The 15,074-nt window shown below is 75.1% G+C and carries 15 protein-coding genes; 11 read left to right on the top strand and 4 right to left on the bottom strand.

Annotated elements, in window-relative coordinates; translation table 11 throughout:
- The first annotated feature begins 26 nt into the window (after window positions 1-26).
- From dgoD to AB0L25_RS12380, 5 genes are all read left to right on the top strand, one after another.
- A complete protein-coding gene (dgoD, locus tag AB0L25_RS12400) occupies window positions 27-1,172 on the top strand; it encodes a galactonate dehydratase (protein WP_500171331.1) in 1,146 nt (381 codons plus the stop codon).
- The gene (locus AB0L25_RS12395; protein ID WP_500171329.1) at window positions 1,166-1,786 is read left to right on the top strand and encodes a bifunctional 4-hydroxy-2-oxoglutarate aldolase/2-dehydro-3-deoxy-phosphogluconate aldolase; all 621 of its coding nucleotides are present in this window, start codon (window positions 1,166-1,168) and stop codon (window positions 1,784-1,786) included. Before dgoD ends, AB0L25_RS12395 begins: the two co-directional genes overlap by 7 nt.
- Window positions 1,783-2,703, top strand: a complete 921-nt coding sequence (locus AB0L25_RS12390) for a sugar kinase (protein WP_500171327.1) — start codon at window positions 1,783-1,785, stop codon at window positions 2,701-2,703. Before AB0L25_RS12395 ends, AB0L25_RS12390 begins: the two co-directional genes overlap by 4 nt.
- Complete coding sequence (locus AB0L25_RS12385) at window positions 2,700-3,551, top strand: SMP-30/gluconolactonase/LRE family protein (RefSeq protein WP_500171325.1); 852 nt, start codon at window positions 2,700-2,702, stop codon at window positions 3,549-3,551. The genes AB0L25_RS12390 and AB0L25_RS12385 overlap by 4 nt, the downstream gene beginning before the upstream one ends.
- Window positions 3,552-3,855: 304 nt before the next feature.
- Window positions 3,856-4,863 carry a TRM11 family SAM-dependent methyltransferase gene (locus tag AB0L25_RS12380; RefSeq protein WP_500171324.1) on the top strand — a complete coding sequence of 336 codons (1,008 nt, stop codon included), beginning with the start codon at window positions 3,856-3,858 and terminating at the stop codon, window positions 4,861-4,863.
- Here AB0L25_RS12380 and AB0L25_RS12375 read toward each other — a convergent pair.
- Window positions 4,832-5,452, bottom strand: coding sequence for a TetR/AcrR family transcriptional regulator (locus AB0L25_RS12375; RefSeq protein WP_500171322.1), 621 nt, complete (start codon window positions 5,450-5,452; stop codon window positions 4,832-4,834). The genes AB0L25_RS12380 and AB0L25_RS12375 overlap by 32 nt on opposite strands.
- Before the next feature lie 132 nt (window positions 5,453-5,584).
- On the opposite strand from AB0L25_RS12375, the gene AB0L25_RS12370 reads away from it, so the two are divergent.
- The 3 genes from AB0L25_RS12370 to AB0L25_RS12360 all read left to right on the top strand — a co-directional run bounded on the left by AB0L25_RS12370 (window position 5,585) and on the right by AB0L25_RS12360 (window position 8,305).
- Window positions 5,585-6,550: an AurF N-oxygenase family protein gene (locus AB0L25_RS12370; RefSeq protein ID WP_500171320.1), complete on the top strand. Its 966-nt coding sequence runs from the start codon at window positions 5,585-5,587 to the stop codon at window positions 6,548-6,550.
- Window positions 6,551-6,554: 4 nt separating this feature from the next.
- Entirely contained in the window at window positions 6,555-8,057 is a 1,503-nt protein-coding gene (locus AB0L25_RS12365; protein ID WP_500171318.1) for an FAD-dependent oxidoreductase, read from the top strand.
- Between the two features lie 89 nt (window positions 8,058-8,146).
- Window positions 8,147-8,305, top strand: a complete 159-nt coding sequence (locus tag AB0L25_RS12360) for a DUF4184 family protein (RefSeq protein WP_500171316.1) — start codon at window positions 8,147-8,149, stop codon at window positions 8,303-8,305.
- Between the two features lie 27 nt (window positions 8,306-8,332).
- Here the strand turns inward: AB0L25_RS12360 and AB0L25_RS12355 are convergent, their stop codons facing one another.
- Window positions 8,333-9,760 (bottom strand): MFS transporter, encoded by a 1,428-nt coding sequence (locus AB0L25_RS12355; RefSeq protein WP_500171314.1) that lies wholly within the window; start codon window positions 9,758-9,760, stop codon window positions 8,333-8,335.
- Complete coding sequence (locus AB0L25_RS12350) at window positions 9,757-10,980, bottom strand: M20 metallopeptidase family protein (protein ID WP_500171313.1); 1,224 nt, start codon at window positions 10,978-10,980, stop codon at window positions 9,757-9,759. The genes AB0L25_RS12355 and AB0L25_RS12350 overlap by 4 nt, the downstream gene beginning before the upstream one ends.
- 71 nt (window positions 10,981-11,051) lie before the next feature.
- On the opposite strand from AB0L25_RS12350, the gene AB0L25_RS12345 reads away from it, so the two are divergent.
- From AB0L25_RS12345 to AB0L25_RS12335, 3 genes are all read left to right on the top strand, one after another.
- Window positions 11,052-12,143 (top strand): Lrp/AsnC family transcriptional regulator, encoded by a 1,092-nt coding sequence (locus tag AB0L25_RS12345; protein ID WP_500171311.1) that lies wholly within the window; start codon window positions 11,052-11,054, stop codon window positions 12,141-12,143.
- A gap of 101 nt (window positions 12,144-12,244) precedes the next feature.
- The gene (locus AB0L25_RS12340) at window positions 12,245-12,805 is read left to right on the top strand and encodes a MarR family winged helix-turn-helix transcriptional regulator (protein ID WP_500171309.1); all 561 of its coding nucleotides are present in this window, start codon (window positions 12,245-12,247) and stop codon (window positions 12,803-12,805) included.
- A 265-nt stretch (window positions 12,806-13,070) separates the two neighbouring features.
- A complete protein-coding gene (locus AB0L25_RS12335) occupies window positions 13,071-14,252 on the top strand; it encodes a PP2C family protein-serine/threonine phosphatase (RefSeq protein WP_500171307.1) in 1,182 nt (393 codons plus the stop codon).
- A gap of 24 nt (window positions 14,253-14,276) precedes the next feature.
- Here the strand turns inward: AB0L25_RS12335 and AB0L25_RS12330 are convergent, their stop codons facing one another.
- Window positions 14,277-14,846: a hemerythrin domain-containing protein gene (locus tag AB0L25_RS12330; protein WP_500171305.1), complete on the bottom strand. Its 570-nt coding sequence runs from the start codon at window positions 14,844-14,846 to the stop codon at window positions 14,277-14,279.
- Window positions 14,847-15,074 lie beyond the last annotated feature (228 nt).

Genomic DNA, 15,074 nt, shown 5'->3' with positions numbered 1-15,074 from the left:
GGGCGCCGTGTCGGCGAGGGGACGGCGTGAAGATCATCGGAGTCGAGACGTTCCTGGTGCCGCCGCGCTGGCTGTTCTGCCGGGTGGAGACCGACGACGGCCTCGTCGGCTGGGGCGAGCCCGTCGTCGAGGGGCGCGCGGAGACGACCCGCGCGGCCGTCGAGGAGGTGTCGGAGCTCCTGCTCGGCGAGGACCCGCGCCACATCGAGCGGCTGTGGCAGCTCATGACGAAGGCGGCGTTCTACCGGGGCGGGCCCGTGCTGTCCAGCGCGGTCGCGGGCCTCGACCAGGCGCTCTGGGACATCCTCGGCAAGTCGCTGGGCGTGCCCGTGCACCAGCTCCTCGGCGGCGCCGTCCGCGACCGGGTCCGGGTGTACGGCTGGGTCGGCGGGGACGAACCGGGCGAGGTCGGCGACGCCGCCGCGGCGCAGCTCGCGGCGGGCCTCACCGCCGTGAAGATCAACGCGTCGGGGCGGGTCGGCCCGTCCCCGACGGTCCGCGAGATCGACGCGATCGTCCGGCGGGTCGCGACCGTCCGGGAGGCGGTCGGGGACGGCAACGACTTCGCCGTCGACTTCCACGGCCGCATCGGCGTCGCCGCCGCACGCCGGATCGTCCCGCTGCTCGAACCGTACCGGCCGCTGTTCGTCGAGGAACCCGTGCTGCCGGAGTACACGCACCGGCTCGGGGACGTCGTCGCGGCCACGGTGACGCCCATCGCCACCGGCGAGCGGCTGTTCTCCCGCACCGACTTCCTGCCCGCGCTGCAGGCCGGGATCGCGGTGGCGCAGCCGGACCTGTCGCACGCGGGCGGCATCTCCGAGGTGCGGCGGATCGCGTCGCTCGCGGAGACGCACGGCGCGCTGCTCGCCCCGCACTGCCCGCTCGGCCCGCTGTCGCTGGCCGCGAGCCTGCAGGTGGCGTTCGCGACGCCGAACTTCCTGATCCAGGAGCAGAGCATCGGCATCCACTACAACGACGGCGCCGAGGTGCTCGACTACCTGGCCGACACGTCGCCGTTCGCGTTCGTGCACGGCTCGATCGAGCGGTGGGACGCGCCCGGCCTGGGCATCGAGATCGACGAGGACGCGGTGCGCGCCGCCGGCCGGACCGGGCACCGCTGGCGGCCGCCGGTGTGGCGGCACCCCGACGGAGGACACGCGGAATGGTGAACGACCGGATGATCGAGGAACTGCGGCGGAACCGGCTGGTCGCGATCGTGCGCGGCCGGGACCGCGCCGCGTCCGTCCGGACGGCGCTCGCCCTCGCCGACGAGGGCATCGCGCTGATCGAGGTCTCGCTGAGCGGCGCGGACGCGCTGCGGGTGATCGAGGAGGTCGCGGGCGCGGGCGTCCGGGTCGGCGCCGGGACGGTCCTGACGGCGGACGACGCGCGGCGGGCGCGGGACGCGGGCGCCGGATACGCGGTGACGCCGTCGCTCGGCGCGGGCGTCGACGAGGCGCTGCGGCTCGGCCTGCCGGTGCTCGCGGGCGCGCTCACGCCGACCGAGACGGCGTCCGCCGTCGCGTCCGGGGCCACGGCCGTGAAGCTGTTCCCGGCGAGCGCGAACGGCCCCGGCTACCTGAAGGCGCTGCGCGACCCGTTCCCGGACGTCCCGTTCGTCCCGGTCGGCGGGGTCGGCGAGGCCGAGGCCGTCGAGTACCTCTCGCTCGGCGCCGTCGCGGTCGGCGTCGGCTCGCCGCTGTGCGGGGACGCGCCCCACGGCGGCGACCTCGGCGCGCTGCGCCGCCGGGCCCGCGCGTTCGTCGCGGCGGTGCGGCCGTGACCCGGGTCGACGTCCTCACGCTCGGCGAGACGATGATGGCCCTGCGCGCCACGGGCCCGATCCGCCTCGGCGCCGGGTTCGCGACGAGCATCGCGGGCGCGGAGAGCAACGTCGCGATCGGGCTCGCCCGCCTCGGGCACACCGCCGCGTGGGCCGGGCGGGTCGGGACGGACGAACCCGGCCACCTCGTCACCCGCACCCTGCGGGCCGAGGGCGTCGACGTCTCGGGCGTCCGGCGCGACGACACCGCCCCCACGGGCGTGATCATGTTCGAGCAGCGGCTGCCCGACGTGACGCGCGTCCAGTACCTCCGGGAGGGCTCCGCCGGGTCCCGGCTGAGCCCGGACGACGTCACGGCCCTCGACCTCGAACCCGCGATCGTCCACGTCACCGGCATCACGCCCGCGCTGAGCCGCTCGTGCCGCGACGCCGTCACCGCCGCGTGCGACCTCGCCCGCGCCCGCGGCGCCCGCGTCAGCCTCGACGTCAACCACCGCGAGCGGCTCTGGACCCGCGACGCCGCCGCCGCGGCCCTCGCCCCGCTCGCCGCGCGCGCCGACCACGTCATCGCGTCGCCCGACGAGCTCCCGCTGATCGGCGACCCCGGACGGCTCCTCGCGAACGGCGCCCGCGAGGTCGTCGTCAAGGACGGCGCCGAGGCCCGCTCGCACACCGCCGAGGGCACCCGCACGGTGCCCGCGCGGCGCGTCCGCCCGGTCGACTCGGTCGGCGCCGGCGACGGGTTCGTCGCCGGGTACCTGTCCGGGCTGCTCGACGGCCTCGACGCCGAGGCCCGCCTCGTCCGCGCCCACACGGTCGGCGCGTTCGCCGTGCAGAGCCGCGGCGACTGGGAGGGCCTCCCCCGCCGCGACGAACTCGGCCTGCTCGGCCTGCCCGAAGGAGCCGCGCTGCGATGACCGCCGGACCGTTCACGCCCCTCCCCGGCGCGGGCCCGTGGGAACTCGGCGAGGGCCTGCGCGCCGTCGACGGCGGCTTCGTCGCCGTCGACCTCCTCGCCGGGAACCTGTACCGCCTCGAGCCCCCGGCCCTCGCGGCGTCCGTCCCGTTTCCGCTCGGCGCCGTCGCCCCCGCCGGGGACGGCTGGATCGCGGCCGCCGGCACGGGCGTCGTCCTCCTGCGCGAGCACGCCGCCCCCGAGTGGCTCGCCCGCCCCGAGGACGGCGCGCCCACGCCCATGCGGATGAACGACGGCGCGGCCGATCCGTCCGGCCGGTTCTGGGCGGGCTCGATGGCCTACGACGGCACGCAGGGCGCGGGCTCCCTCTACCGCACGGACCGCGACGGCTCCGTGCACCGGGTGATGGACGGCCTGACCGTGCCGAACGGCCCGGTGTTCACGCCCGACGGCACGACGATGTACCTCGCCGACAGCCCGCACGGCGTGATCTACCGCGTCCCGATCGACCCCGCGTCCGGCACGCCGGGCGAGCGCGAAATGTTCGCCCGCGTCCACGACGGCTCCCCGGACGGGATGGCCGTCGACGCCGAGGGCTGCGTGTGGTCCGCGATCTGGGGCGCCTCGGCCGTCCGCCGCTACGCGCCGTCCGGCGAACTCCTCGCCGACCTCCCCGTCCCCGCCCTGCAACCCACGAGCGTGTGCCTGTCCCCGTGGCCCCCGTACCGCGTGCTGGTCACGACCGCCGCCTACGGCCTCGACTCCCCCGCCCCCGCCGACGGCCGCGTCCTCACCGCCCCCACCCCCGTCCGCGGCCTCCCCACCGCCCCGTACCGCCCGTCCCGCTAGGGCGTCGTCCGCCGCGCCGCGGGCCGACCTTCCCTGCCGGCACGCAAAACGGGATGAATACGGGCGCGGGCCGGGGCTAGCATGGCGATCATGACGTTCTTCCACCTGCGTTAGCGGCCCGTCGGCGCGGCGCGGCAGGGCCCGGCGCCGGCGATGCGGGGCGGCGGTGTGCGCCGTCCCGGGTTGCGACGTGGGAGAACGCTGTCATGCGTGCGTTCGGTGGTTCTCCGCGTCCCGGTGCGTTCGCCGTCTCGTGACGGCGGCGCGCCTGGTGGCGCGGTGCGTTCGCGGGCTGGAGCCCGTGGTGAGCACGGAGATTCTGCGGACGGGGTCCGCGTGCGTCGAGTCGGTCGGTCACCGCGAGGTCGGCTTCCGGGGAGCCGTGGGCAGTCTGCGCACGGCCGACGACGTGTTCCTGGTGGCCGCCCGTGGCGAGGACGTCGGGAGGCGCAGGGACGGGCTCGAAGCCCTCGCCCGGCTGGCGCGGGGCGTCGACGTCGACGGGCTGGTGCGCGAGCGCGGGGCGCTCGGCGGGCCGCGGGGGTTCGCGGGCGTCGAGGTGTCGGCGTCCTTCCTGGGGCGCCGGAACTTCAACCGGTTCGACGTCGAGGACGCGGTGGGGCGGGTGCTCGCGGAGCGGGCGGGCGTCCCGTACCACTCGCGGCGGGACGGGACGGCCCCGCCGGACGGGTGCGCGGGGTGGCGGGTCACGCTGGACGGGACGCGCGCGTCGGTGCTGCTCCGGGTGGGCGAGCGGCCCGCGCACCGGCGGGCCTACAAGGTCGAGAGCGTGCCCGGGACGCTGCATCCGCCGGTCGCGGCGGCGATGGCGCAGCTCGCGGAGGTGCGGCCGGGGCATCGGGTGGTGGATCCGTGCTGCGGTGCGGGCACGCTGCTGATCGAGGTCGGGGAGCCGGGCGCGTCCCTGGAGGGGTTCGACCTCGACGCCGGGGCGCTGCGGGCCGCCGCGCGGAACGCGGGCGCGGCGCCCGTCCGGGTGCGGCGGGGCGACGCCGGGGCGCTGCCCGTGGACGACCGCAGCGTCGACCGCGTGCTGTGCAACCCGCCGTGGGGCGTGCAGGTGGGGGCGCGGGGACGGCTCGCGGACCGGCCCGCGCGGCTGTGGCGGGAGATCGCGCGGGTGCTGGCCGCGGACGGGCGCGCGGTGGTGCTGGTCCCGGACGAGGGGCTGGTGCAGGCGGTCGGGAGCGGCCTGGTCCCGGTGTTCGCGCAGCGGCTGAGCCTGTTCGGCGGCCGGGTCACCGTGGCGGCGCTGGAGCTCAGGACGTCGGGAGCTCGGCGGCGAAGTTGATCGCGGTGTGCAGGTAGCTGCGGAGGGTGGCGGGGTCGTCGAAGTCCATGTCGCTGCGGATGAGGACGGTCGAGAGCGTGACGCGGAACAGGACGTCGGTGAGGACGGGGACGTCGACGGGCGGGATGCTCCCGGCGTCGATCTGCTCCTGGACGATCGGCTCCGCCATCTCCGTGATGAGCCGGATCGGGCCCGCGGCCTGCAGGGTGAAGACGGGGAGGACGAGTTCGGGGACGTCGCGGAGCGCGGCGTTGAGGAGGGTGTGTCCGCGGGCGTAGCCGACGATGAAGATCAGCAGGTCGGCGATGCCGTCGACCGTCCAGGCGAGGGCGCGCAGGCGGGGGGCGAGCGCGTCGAGGAAGGCGGCGAGCTCGCGTTCGAGAAGCGCCTGCTTGATGTCGTCGATCGTGCCGCCGTACTTGTAAAGGGTTGGGCGAGACAGCCCGGCCTTGCGGGCGATCGCCGACAGCAGGCGTCCGGAGGCGAACCCGCCGTCGACGAGGCAGTCGGCGGCGGCGTCGAGGATCCTGACCCGGATCTGCTCGGGTGACAGGGACGGGCGCCTGGTCGCGCTCTTCGTCTGGGTCACCGTGGCCTTCCTTCCGGGTCCCAGAAGTATCCCACATCACCCTGCCGGATCCGGTTCGGGTATTGACCCCTTGGTCATCTGCTGCTTACAGTCGCCCCTGTAAGTGTAAACGTCGCTCGGCTGGAGGCGATCGTGAAGATCGATCAGGACTACCGGGACGTGCTGCGGACCCTGTCCGAGGGATCGGTCCACCGGCGCTTCGACCCGTACCTGGACATCGACTGGGACTCCCCCGAGTTCGCCGTCGACACGAACGACCCGCGGTGGATCCTCCCGGACTGCGACCCGCTCGGCGCGCACCCCTGGTACAAGGCGCTGCCCGAGGAGAAGAAGATCGCCATCGGGATGTGGCGGTCCGCCAACATCACCAAGGTCGGGCTCCAGTTCGAGAGCGTGCTGATCCGCGGCATGATGCAGTACGCGATGCGGCTGCCGAACGGGTCGCCCGAGTTCCGGTACTGCCTCCACGAGATGACGGAGGAGTGCAACCACATCCAGATGTTCCAGGAGATGGTGAACCGGACGGGCGCGGACGTGCCCGGCATGCGGCGGCACTACCGGATCACGTCCAACTACTGGCACCTGGGCGCGCACCTGCCGATCCTCTTCTTCATCGGCATCCTCGCCGGCGAGGAGCCGATCGACCACTTCCAGAAGAGCGTCATCCACGACGGGGCGGCGCGGCCGCCGGCGCTGCTGCGCACGATGGAGATCCACATCGCCGAGGAGGCGCGGCACATCTCGTTCGCGCACCGGTTCCTGCACGAGCACGTGTCCCGGCAGACGAAGGCGGGGCGCGCGATCACGTCGATCGCGTACCCGCTGATCATGCGCTGGCTGGCGGGCGCGATCATGGCGCCGCCGCCGGAGATGGCCAAGGAGTTCGGCATCCCGCGCAAGGTGATCCGGGAGGCGTTCTGGAGCCGCCCGCACTCGCGGGAGATCCTGCGCGGCTACTTCGGGGACGTCCGGATGCTGGCCGAGCAGCTCGGGCTGATGAACCCGGTGTCGAAGCGGCTGTGGCGGATGTGCCGCATCGACGGCCCGGCGTCGCGGTACCGCGGCGAGCCGCACCGGCCGGCGCGGCAGGCGGCGTAGCCCGATGCCCCACGTCGTCACGCAGTCGTGCTGCAACGACGCCTCGTGCGTCCACGCGTGCCCGGTCAACTGCATCCATCCGACGCCGGACGAGCCGGACTTCCACACCGCGGAGATGCTCTACATCGATCCCGCGGCGTGCGTGGACTGCGGGGCGTGCGTGTCGGCGTGCCCGGTGGGCGCGATCGTCCCGCACACGAAGCTGGCGGAGGAGCAGCTCCCGTTCCTGCCGCTGAACGCCGACTTCTACCGGGAGCCGCGCCCGCCGGCGCCGCTGCTCGCGCCGCAGCCCCCGCCGCTGCGGGTGCGCGGCGGCGAACCCCCGCGGGTCGCGATCGTCGGGTCCGGCCCGGCCGCGATGTTCGCCGCGGACGAGCTGCTGACCGTCCCCGGGGCGAGGGTCGACGTGTTCGAGCGGCTGTCCGTCCCGTACGGGCTGGCCCGGACGGGCGTCGCCCCCGACCACCCGAAGACCCGGCAGGTCACCGACCTCTTCGACCGGATCTCCGCGCAGGACGGCTTCCGGCTGTTCCTCGGCGTCGAGGTGGGCCGCGACGTGACGCACGAGGAACTGCTCGAGCACCACCACGCGGTGATCTACGCGGTGGGCGCGTCGTCGGACCGGCGGCTGGACGTCCCGGGCGCCGGGCTCGCCGGGACGGCGACGGAGTTCGTCGCCTGGTACAACGGCCACCCGGACCACGCGGACCGGACGTTCGACCTGTCGCACCGGCGCGCGGTGATCGTCGGGAACGGGAACGTGGCGCTGGACGTGGCGCGCGTCCTGGCGAGCGACCCCGAGCGGCTCGCGGGCACCGACATCGCGCCCGCCGCGCTGGACGCCCTCTGCGGGAGCCGCCTCGAGGAGATCGTGGTGGCGGGACGGCGCGGCCCCGCCCAGTCGGCGTTCACGGTCGCCGAGCTGCGCGGCCTGCTCGACGTCCCGGGCATCGGCGTCGCCGTCGACGCGGCCGGCGCGAGCCTCGAACCCGGCGAGGGCGCGCCGCACTCGACCGTCCACAAGCTGGGCATGCTCCGCGGGCTCGACGGCCGCGCGCCGTCCGGGGAGCGGCGGATCACGCTGCGGTACCTGCTGTCGCCCGCGCGGATCACGGCGGACGGCGTCGAGTTCGTCCGCAACGAACTCGTCGACGGCCGCGCGGCGCCGACCGGGGAGACCGAGTTCGTCGAGGCGGGCCTGGTGCTGTCGTCGATCGGCTACCACGGGCGTCCCGTCCCCGGCCTGCCGTTCGACGCGGCCACCGGGACGGTCCCGAACACGGCGGGCCGGGTCGGCACGGGCGAGCCCGTGACCGGGGCGTACGTCACCGGCTGGATCAAGCGCGGCCCGACGGGCTTCATCGGGACGAACAAGTCGTGCGCCCGCGAGACCGTCCGGACCCTCGTCGACGACTTCAACGCGCGCCGCCTGCCCGAGCCTTCGGGGTCCCCCGGCGGTCTCGAGCGGCTGCTGGCGTCCCGCCGGAAGGCACCGCAGCCGACCTGACGGATCTTCACGATCCCTCCACAACTCGGCGCGGCGGCGGCCCGTCGTACTCGGCGAACGATCTCGTCGAGTGCCGTGAGGGAGCGCGCGTGCCGTTCACGCTGAGCCATGCCGCCGCCGTCCTGCCGCTGGCGCGGGGGCCGCTGGTGCCGTCGGCGCTGGTCATCGGGTCGATGGGCCGGACATCCCGTACTTCTTCTTCGCGATGGAACTGCGCGGGGCGACCCATCGGCCGCACGGCGTCGTGACCGCCCGGTGCCGGGGGCGTCCGTCCGTCACGCCCGCTGCTTGCCCGCGAGGAGGGCGAGCGCGGCGGCGATGAGGGCGAACAGGCCGCTGACGATCCAGACGGTCATGTACCCGCCCTCGCTCGGGTGGTCCGAGCCCGCGGCGGCGGCGAGCACGGTGCCGAACACGCCGCCCGCGACGGCGCCGCCGATCGTCTTGACGTTGTTGTACAGGGCCGTCGAGACGCCGGTGCGGGACGGGTCGCTCGCCTCGGCGATCACGGTCGGCATGGCGCTGAGCGCGACGCCGAGCCCGAGGCCCATGAACATCAGCTCGATGACGAACTGCCAGACGGCGCCGTGCGCGACGGCCATCCCGGCAAAGCCGACCGCGACGAGGCCGTAGGAGCCGATCAGCGCGTTGCGGTAGCCGATCTTGGCGGCGAGCCGGGCGGTCTGGGTGGACGCGACGATGCTGCAGACCATCGCGGGCAGCATGACCATCGAGATCGACAGCGCCGACATGCCGAACCCGTAGCCCGCCTCGTCCGGGTCGGCGGCCATGAACGTCGAGTTCGGGGACTGGACGCCGAAGTACACCACGCCGAACGCGAACGAGGCGAAGTAGTACGGCGCGACGTGCCGTCCGGCCATGGCGCGCAGGTCGACGAGGGGCTGCGCGACCCGCAGCTCCATGACGGCCCAGGCGACGAGGAGGACGAGGCCGAACGCGAGGCAGCCGAGGGCGGTGCCGGTCAGCCACCCCTGCTCGCCGCCGAGCGAGACGCCCGCGAGGACGCCGACGACGGCGAGGCCGAGCATCGTGATGCCGGGCCAGTCGACGCGCCCGGCGGCGCGGGTGACCGACTCGGGGACGTACATCCACGCGACGGGCACGCACAGCACCGCGAGGACGGCCGGGACGGCGAGGGCGAGCCGGACGTCGCCGAACGCGGCGTCCGCGACGCCCATCCCGACGCCGCCGAGCAGCCCGCCGAGGGTGAGGGCGCCGACGAGCCGGGCGATCGCGCGGCGGGCGAGCTCGACGGGCAGCCGGTCGCGGACGAGCGAGATCTCCAGCGGCAGTAGCGCGGCGAGCGGCCCCTGCAGGAAGCGGCCGAGCAGCAGGAGCCCGAAGTTCGGCGCGAGCGCGACGAGCACCGACCCGATCGCGGTCGAGACGATCGCGATGCGCAGCATCCGGCGGTGCCCGTACAGGTCGCCGAGCCGCCCGAACGCGGGGACGCTGACCGCGGCGGCGACGAGCTGGACCGCGACGACCCACGTCACGGCGGAGTCGGAGACGCCGAGGTGGTCGGCGATGCCGGGCAGCATCGGCGCGACGCCGGCCTGCAGGAAGCCGCTGACCATCTCGAACATGACCAGCACGCCGACGACGGCGGTCACCGACTGGACGGGCGGCGCGCCGTCCGGGCCCTCGGGGCGGGGGGCCTTGGCGCCCGCGGTGGCCGTCACGCGGACTCCCCTCGGGCCAGCCGGCGGACGGCCAGCTCGGTGAGCAGGGCGGCCGCGTCGGGCAGGACGGCGTCGTCGTAGGCGGCCTGCGGGGAGTGGTTCATGGGCGCGGTGGCGGGGTCGCGGTCGGCGGGGCAGGCGCCCAGCCCCAGGAACGCGCCGGGCACCTCGTTCAGGACGAACGAGAAGTCCTCGGAGCCGGCCATCGGGCGCGGCGCCTCGAAGGCGCGCTCGTCGCCGAGCAGGTCGCGGGCGGTGTCCAGCGCGAACGCGGCCTCGGCGCCGTCGTTGACGGTGACCGGGTACTGCTCGGCGTAGTCGAGGTCGGCGGTGACGCCGTGCGCCTCGGCGATGCCGCGGACCACCCGCTCGATCCCCGCGCGCACACGGCGGTGCGCGTCCTCGGAGAACGACCGGACGGTGGCCTCGAGCGTCGCCGTCTCGGGGATGACGTTGCCCGCGGTCCCGGCGTGCACGGACCCGACGGTGACCACGGCGGGGTCGAAGGCGTCGAGGTCGCGGGTCACCATCGTCTGGAAGGCGGTGACCATGGCGGCGAGCGCGGGGACCGGGTCCTTGGCGGCGTGCGGCGACGAGCCGTGCCCGCCCTTGCCACGGACGGTGACGTGGACGGCGTCGGACGCGGCGAGCACGGGCCCCGGCCGGGTCACCGCGATGCCCTGCGGGAGGGCGGTGGAGAAGACGTGCAGGCCGTAGGCGGCGGCGACGCGCGTGCCGGCGGCGTCCAGCACGCCCTCGTCGATCATGATCTTGGCGCCGCCCATGCCCTCCTCCCCCGGCTGGAACATGAACACGACGTCGCCGGGCAGGTCGGCGCGGCGGGCGGCGAGCAGCTTCGCGGCGCCGACGAGGCCCGCGACGTGCAGGTCGTGGCCGCAGGCGTGCATGCGGCCGGGGATCGCCGAGGCGTAGTCGAGGCCGGTGTCCTCCTGGACGGGCAGCGCGTCCATGTCGCCGCGCAGCAGCACGGCGGGCGCGCGCGTCCCGTCCGGGCGTCCGGCGCGGCCGCCGCGCAGCACGGCGGTGACGGAGGTCAGGGCCTTTCCGGTGGAGATCTCCAGCGGCAGGCCGTCCAGGGCGGCGAGCACCTTCTCCTGGGTGCGCGGCAGGTCGAGGCCGAGTTCCGGCTCGCGGTGCAGGGCGCGGCGCAGGACGGTCAGTTCTTCCCGCAGGTCGGCGGCGTCTTCACGGATCGACATGCGGGTATGGTGCGGTTCGCACCGTTTCCCCGGCCGTCACCTGCCGGTATCCGCCGCGAAACCCGGATCGAATGCACACATCGGGCACCCTGGACGAACTGGATCACCTGCTCGTCACCGCGCTGCAGACCGCGCCCCGCGCCGACTGGCGCCGGATCGGCGCGGCCCTCGGCGTGGACGGCTCCACCGCGGCGCGCCGCTGGGCGCGGCTGACCGCGGCCGGGCTGGCCTGGCTGGCGTGCTTCCCGGTGGCGGTGGAGTGGATGACGCCGGTGGTGGCGTTCATCGAGATCGACTGCGCGCCGGGCCGGCTGCACGAGGTCGCGGCCGACATCGCCGAGGACCCGCACGTGTTCAACCTCGAGCACGTCACCGGCGGCCGGGACCTGATCGCGACGGTCGTCCTGCGGGACAACGCCGAGCTGGCCCGCTACGTCGGGTTCCGGCTGGGGCGGCTGGCGGGCGTGACCGCGACCCGCACCCAGATCGCGACGACGCTGCACTCGGAGGGCAGCCGGTGGCGCCTCGACCGGCTCGACGAGCGGCAGCGGGGGGTGCTGCTCGGCGACCGTCCGAGCGGCACGGGGGACCCGGCGCTGCGGACCGCGGACCGCGACCTGGCGCGGCTGCTCGTGGAGGACTGCCGGCAGCCGGTCGCGCGGCTCGCGGAGCGGACCGGTCTCAGCCCCACGACCGTCCGGCGGCGCCTCGCCCGGATGGAGCGGGGCGGCGCGCTGATGTACCGGTGCGAGGTCGCGCGGTCGCTGTCGGGCTGGCCGGTGACGGTGTACCTGTGGGCGAGCGCGCCGCCGGACGAGGTGGCGCGGCTGGCCGGACGGCTCGCGGGGCTGCGCGAGACGCGGATGTGCGCGTCCCTGTCCGGCGCGGACAACATGCTGTTCGCGGTGTGGCTGCGGTCGATCGACCGGGTCCAGTCGTTCGAGACGGCGCTGCGCCGCGGCTTCCCGCAACTGACCGTCACCGACCGCGCGGTGGGGCTGTGGCAGATGAAGCTGGCGGGGCAGATCCTCGACCCGCAGGGCCGCCACCTGCGGGCCGTCCCGTTCTGGGCCTGGGAGGACCCGGTGTCGGAGAGCGCGCTCGGCGACCTGGTGGACCGGCTGCGCACCGGTCCCGATCCGTCCCGGCGGGGGCCCGGCTGAGGCGTATCGTGGGGTACCGCCCGCACCGCGCCCGGAACCCGGCCGCGCGGGCACGGCGGCGCGCCGGGGGCGCGATGTAGGAGCTCCAGAAAGGCGGGGGTGTGACTCAGCGACGACCTGGGCCGCCGGCCGACGGGCAAGCGGCGGACGGGACGGGCGCCGGCGGGACGGGCCCCGCGCCGGGCGAGGTGCCGGGTGACGTCACGGCCGCCGTGGAGCGGGTGCTGAGCACGGCGGCGCTGCTGTGGAGCCGCGCCGACCAGGGGCTGGAACCGGCGGTGTCGCCGATCCAGCTCCGCGCGGTGGAGGCGATCGCGCGGTTCGGGCGGCTGAACCTCGGCGGGCTCGCGGAGGAGCTCGGCGCGATCCCGTCCTCGACGAGCCGGCTGTGCGACCGGCTGGAGGCGGCCGGGCTGGTGGTGCGCGAGGCGGCCCCGGCCGACCGGCGGGAGATCATCGTGCGGCTCACCGACCAGGGCGAGCGGCTGCACGGGGAGCTGACCCGGCGGCGCCGGGAGGCGGTGCGCGAGGTGCTGGAGCAGATGTCGGCGACGTCCCGGGGCCGGCTCATCGACGCGCTGACCGAGTTCGGGATGGCGTGCGACCGGCTGGAGGCGGGCGGGCCGGGCGCGGTGCGCGCGGCGGGCTCGCGGACGGCCTGACCGGACGCCCGGACGGGCGGCCGGCGGGCGCGCCCATGACGCGGAGCACGGCGGGGCGCCGCCGCACCACCCCGCACGCCGTCAAGTATTTGCCATATGGCAAACTTTTCTGGCAGTCTTCCCCTGCGGTTCTCCGTCCCGAGCGGGTGGGACCCACCGGGCGAGTCGGACCGGGGGGCAGGCGGTCGCCGTTCGTCATGATCATTGGTTTTGGGGCAGGACGGGGTACGAAGTGGGTGGCGGGTCTGCGAGTCCCTGGAGCGCGGTGGAGCGGGCGCTGCGCTCCGCGCCCGCGCACGCGCTCCCCGAGGCGCTGGCCGCCGCCCTCGCGGAGGCCCGCCCCGGGCTCGCCGCGGTGCGCCTGCTGGTGAACGACTACCACTCGCGCGTCCTGCTGCCGGTCCCGCCGCTCGGCGCCCCCGCCGGCACCCGGGCCGCCGGGAACGGGGACGGCGCCGGCGGCCTGCGCATCCGCGGGACGAACGCGGGCCGGGCGTTCGTGTCGCGGGGTCCCGTCCGGCTCTCCCCCGGCCGGGACGGCGGCGGCGCGGCCCCCGAGGTGCTGTTCGTGCCCGTCACCAGCCGCGGCGAGCGGATGGGCGTGCTCGAGCTGTCCGCCGCGGACCCGTGGACGGACGGCGAGCTCGCCGGCCTCGTGGAGATCGGCGAGGTGCTCGGCTCGGCGCTGAAGGTCGCGTGGCACCACACCGACCGCTACGAGCGGGCCCGGCGGCACAAGCGCCTCACCCTCGCCGCCGAGCTGCAGTGGCAGCTCCTGCCCGGGCACGCCTGCACCGGCGACCGGTTCAGCCTCGCCGGGCACCTGGAGCCCGCCTACTCCATCGGCGGCGACAACTTCGACTGGTCCACCGAGCACGACCATCTCGCGCTCACCGTCACCAACGGCTCCGGCACCGGCATCCAGGCGGCGCTGCTGACGTCGCTGACCGTCGGCGCGATGCGCAACGCCCGCCGGTCCGGCGCCGACATCGCCGAGCAGGCCAGCCTCGCCAACGACATGGTGCACGTCCGCTACGGCGGCCGCGAGTTCACCGAGACGCTCGTGATGCGCATCGACCTCGCCGACGGCGTCGTCCACGTCATCGACGCCGGGTCGCCGCGCATCCTGCGGATGCGCGGCACCGACGTCACCACCGTCGAGCTGGAGCAGCAGCTCCCGCTCGGCATGTTCCCCGACACCGAGTACAAGCCGCAGCGGTTCCGGCTCGAGCCCGGCGACCGCCTCGTCGTCGTCAGCGACGGCGTGTTCTCGGCCCGGACCGCGCGCGGCGAGTTCGGCGCGACCGCGCTGGAGCAGGCCACCCGCCGCACCCGGCTGCAGGACGCCGCCGAGGTCCCGCTGACCGTCATCGACGAGCTGATCGAGTACCACGAGGGCGCCGACCTGGCCGACGACGCCGTCGTGGTCTGCCTCGACTGGAAGTAGGACGGCGCCCGGCCGTCCCGGCCGTCAGCCCTTGTCGCGGGCGTCGCGGATCATGTCGCGGACGCGGTCGGCGACCGCCGCCATCGGCCCGATGATCATGTTCTTCGACGCGCTCTCCGTGCCGGGATGCGGATGCGTGGGCGCGGTCGCCTCGGCGGCCTTCAAGGCCGCCGCCATGCCCTTGCGCTGCCCCGCGGTGAACGCGGCGCCGAGCCGGTCGAACTCGTAGCGCTCCTCGGCGCGCGCGTGCGTCAGCACCTCGATGCGGAGCCTGTCGAGCTTCTCCAGGAAGTCGGGCGCCGCGGTGTCCATGCCGTCCAGCTCGGCGAGCAGTTCCTTGGCCGCGCGCTCCTCGAGCAGCCGGTCCGCGATGATCCCGTCGCCGCCGGGCAGCGCCTTGCGGGCCGCCGGGTGGACGATCTCCTCCTCGGCGGTCTCGTGCACCGCGAGCAGCCGGACGAGCGCCTGGAACGCCTCGGTGCGCTCCCTCCCCGTGGTGTGCTCGACCTTGTCGAACAGGTCGCGGATCTGGCCGTGCTGGGCGCGCAGCAGGTCGACGATGTCGTTCTCGACCGCGGTGGGTGCGGTGCTCATGCGGGTCCTCCGGTGTCTCGGCGAGCGGTCCGCCCGGCTCACGGCGCGGGCGCCGGTGCAGTACCCGTCGCCCGGTCCGGTAAGCGAGGAAGGGGCGATGGGCGGGCAAAGATCCGGTACGCGGCCGTCCGATCCATGTGTGAAAGGGGCGGGCGGGGTACGTGCGGCTTGCCCACGAGACGCGGCCGGCGACAAGCGGCGGCCGAACCGACGAACGTCCCACAGGAG

The organism is Spirillospora sp. NPDC052242 (genome assembly GCF_040679555.1).
GTDB lineage: Bacteria > Actinomycetota > Actinomycetes > Streptosporangiales > Streptosporangiaceae > Spirillospora.
The sequence above is the reverse complement of the archived record's forward strand: the minus strand, read 5'-3'. Positions and strand labels throughout refer to the sequence as shown.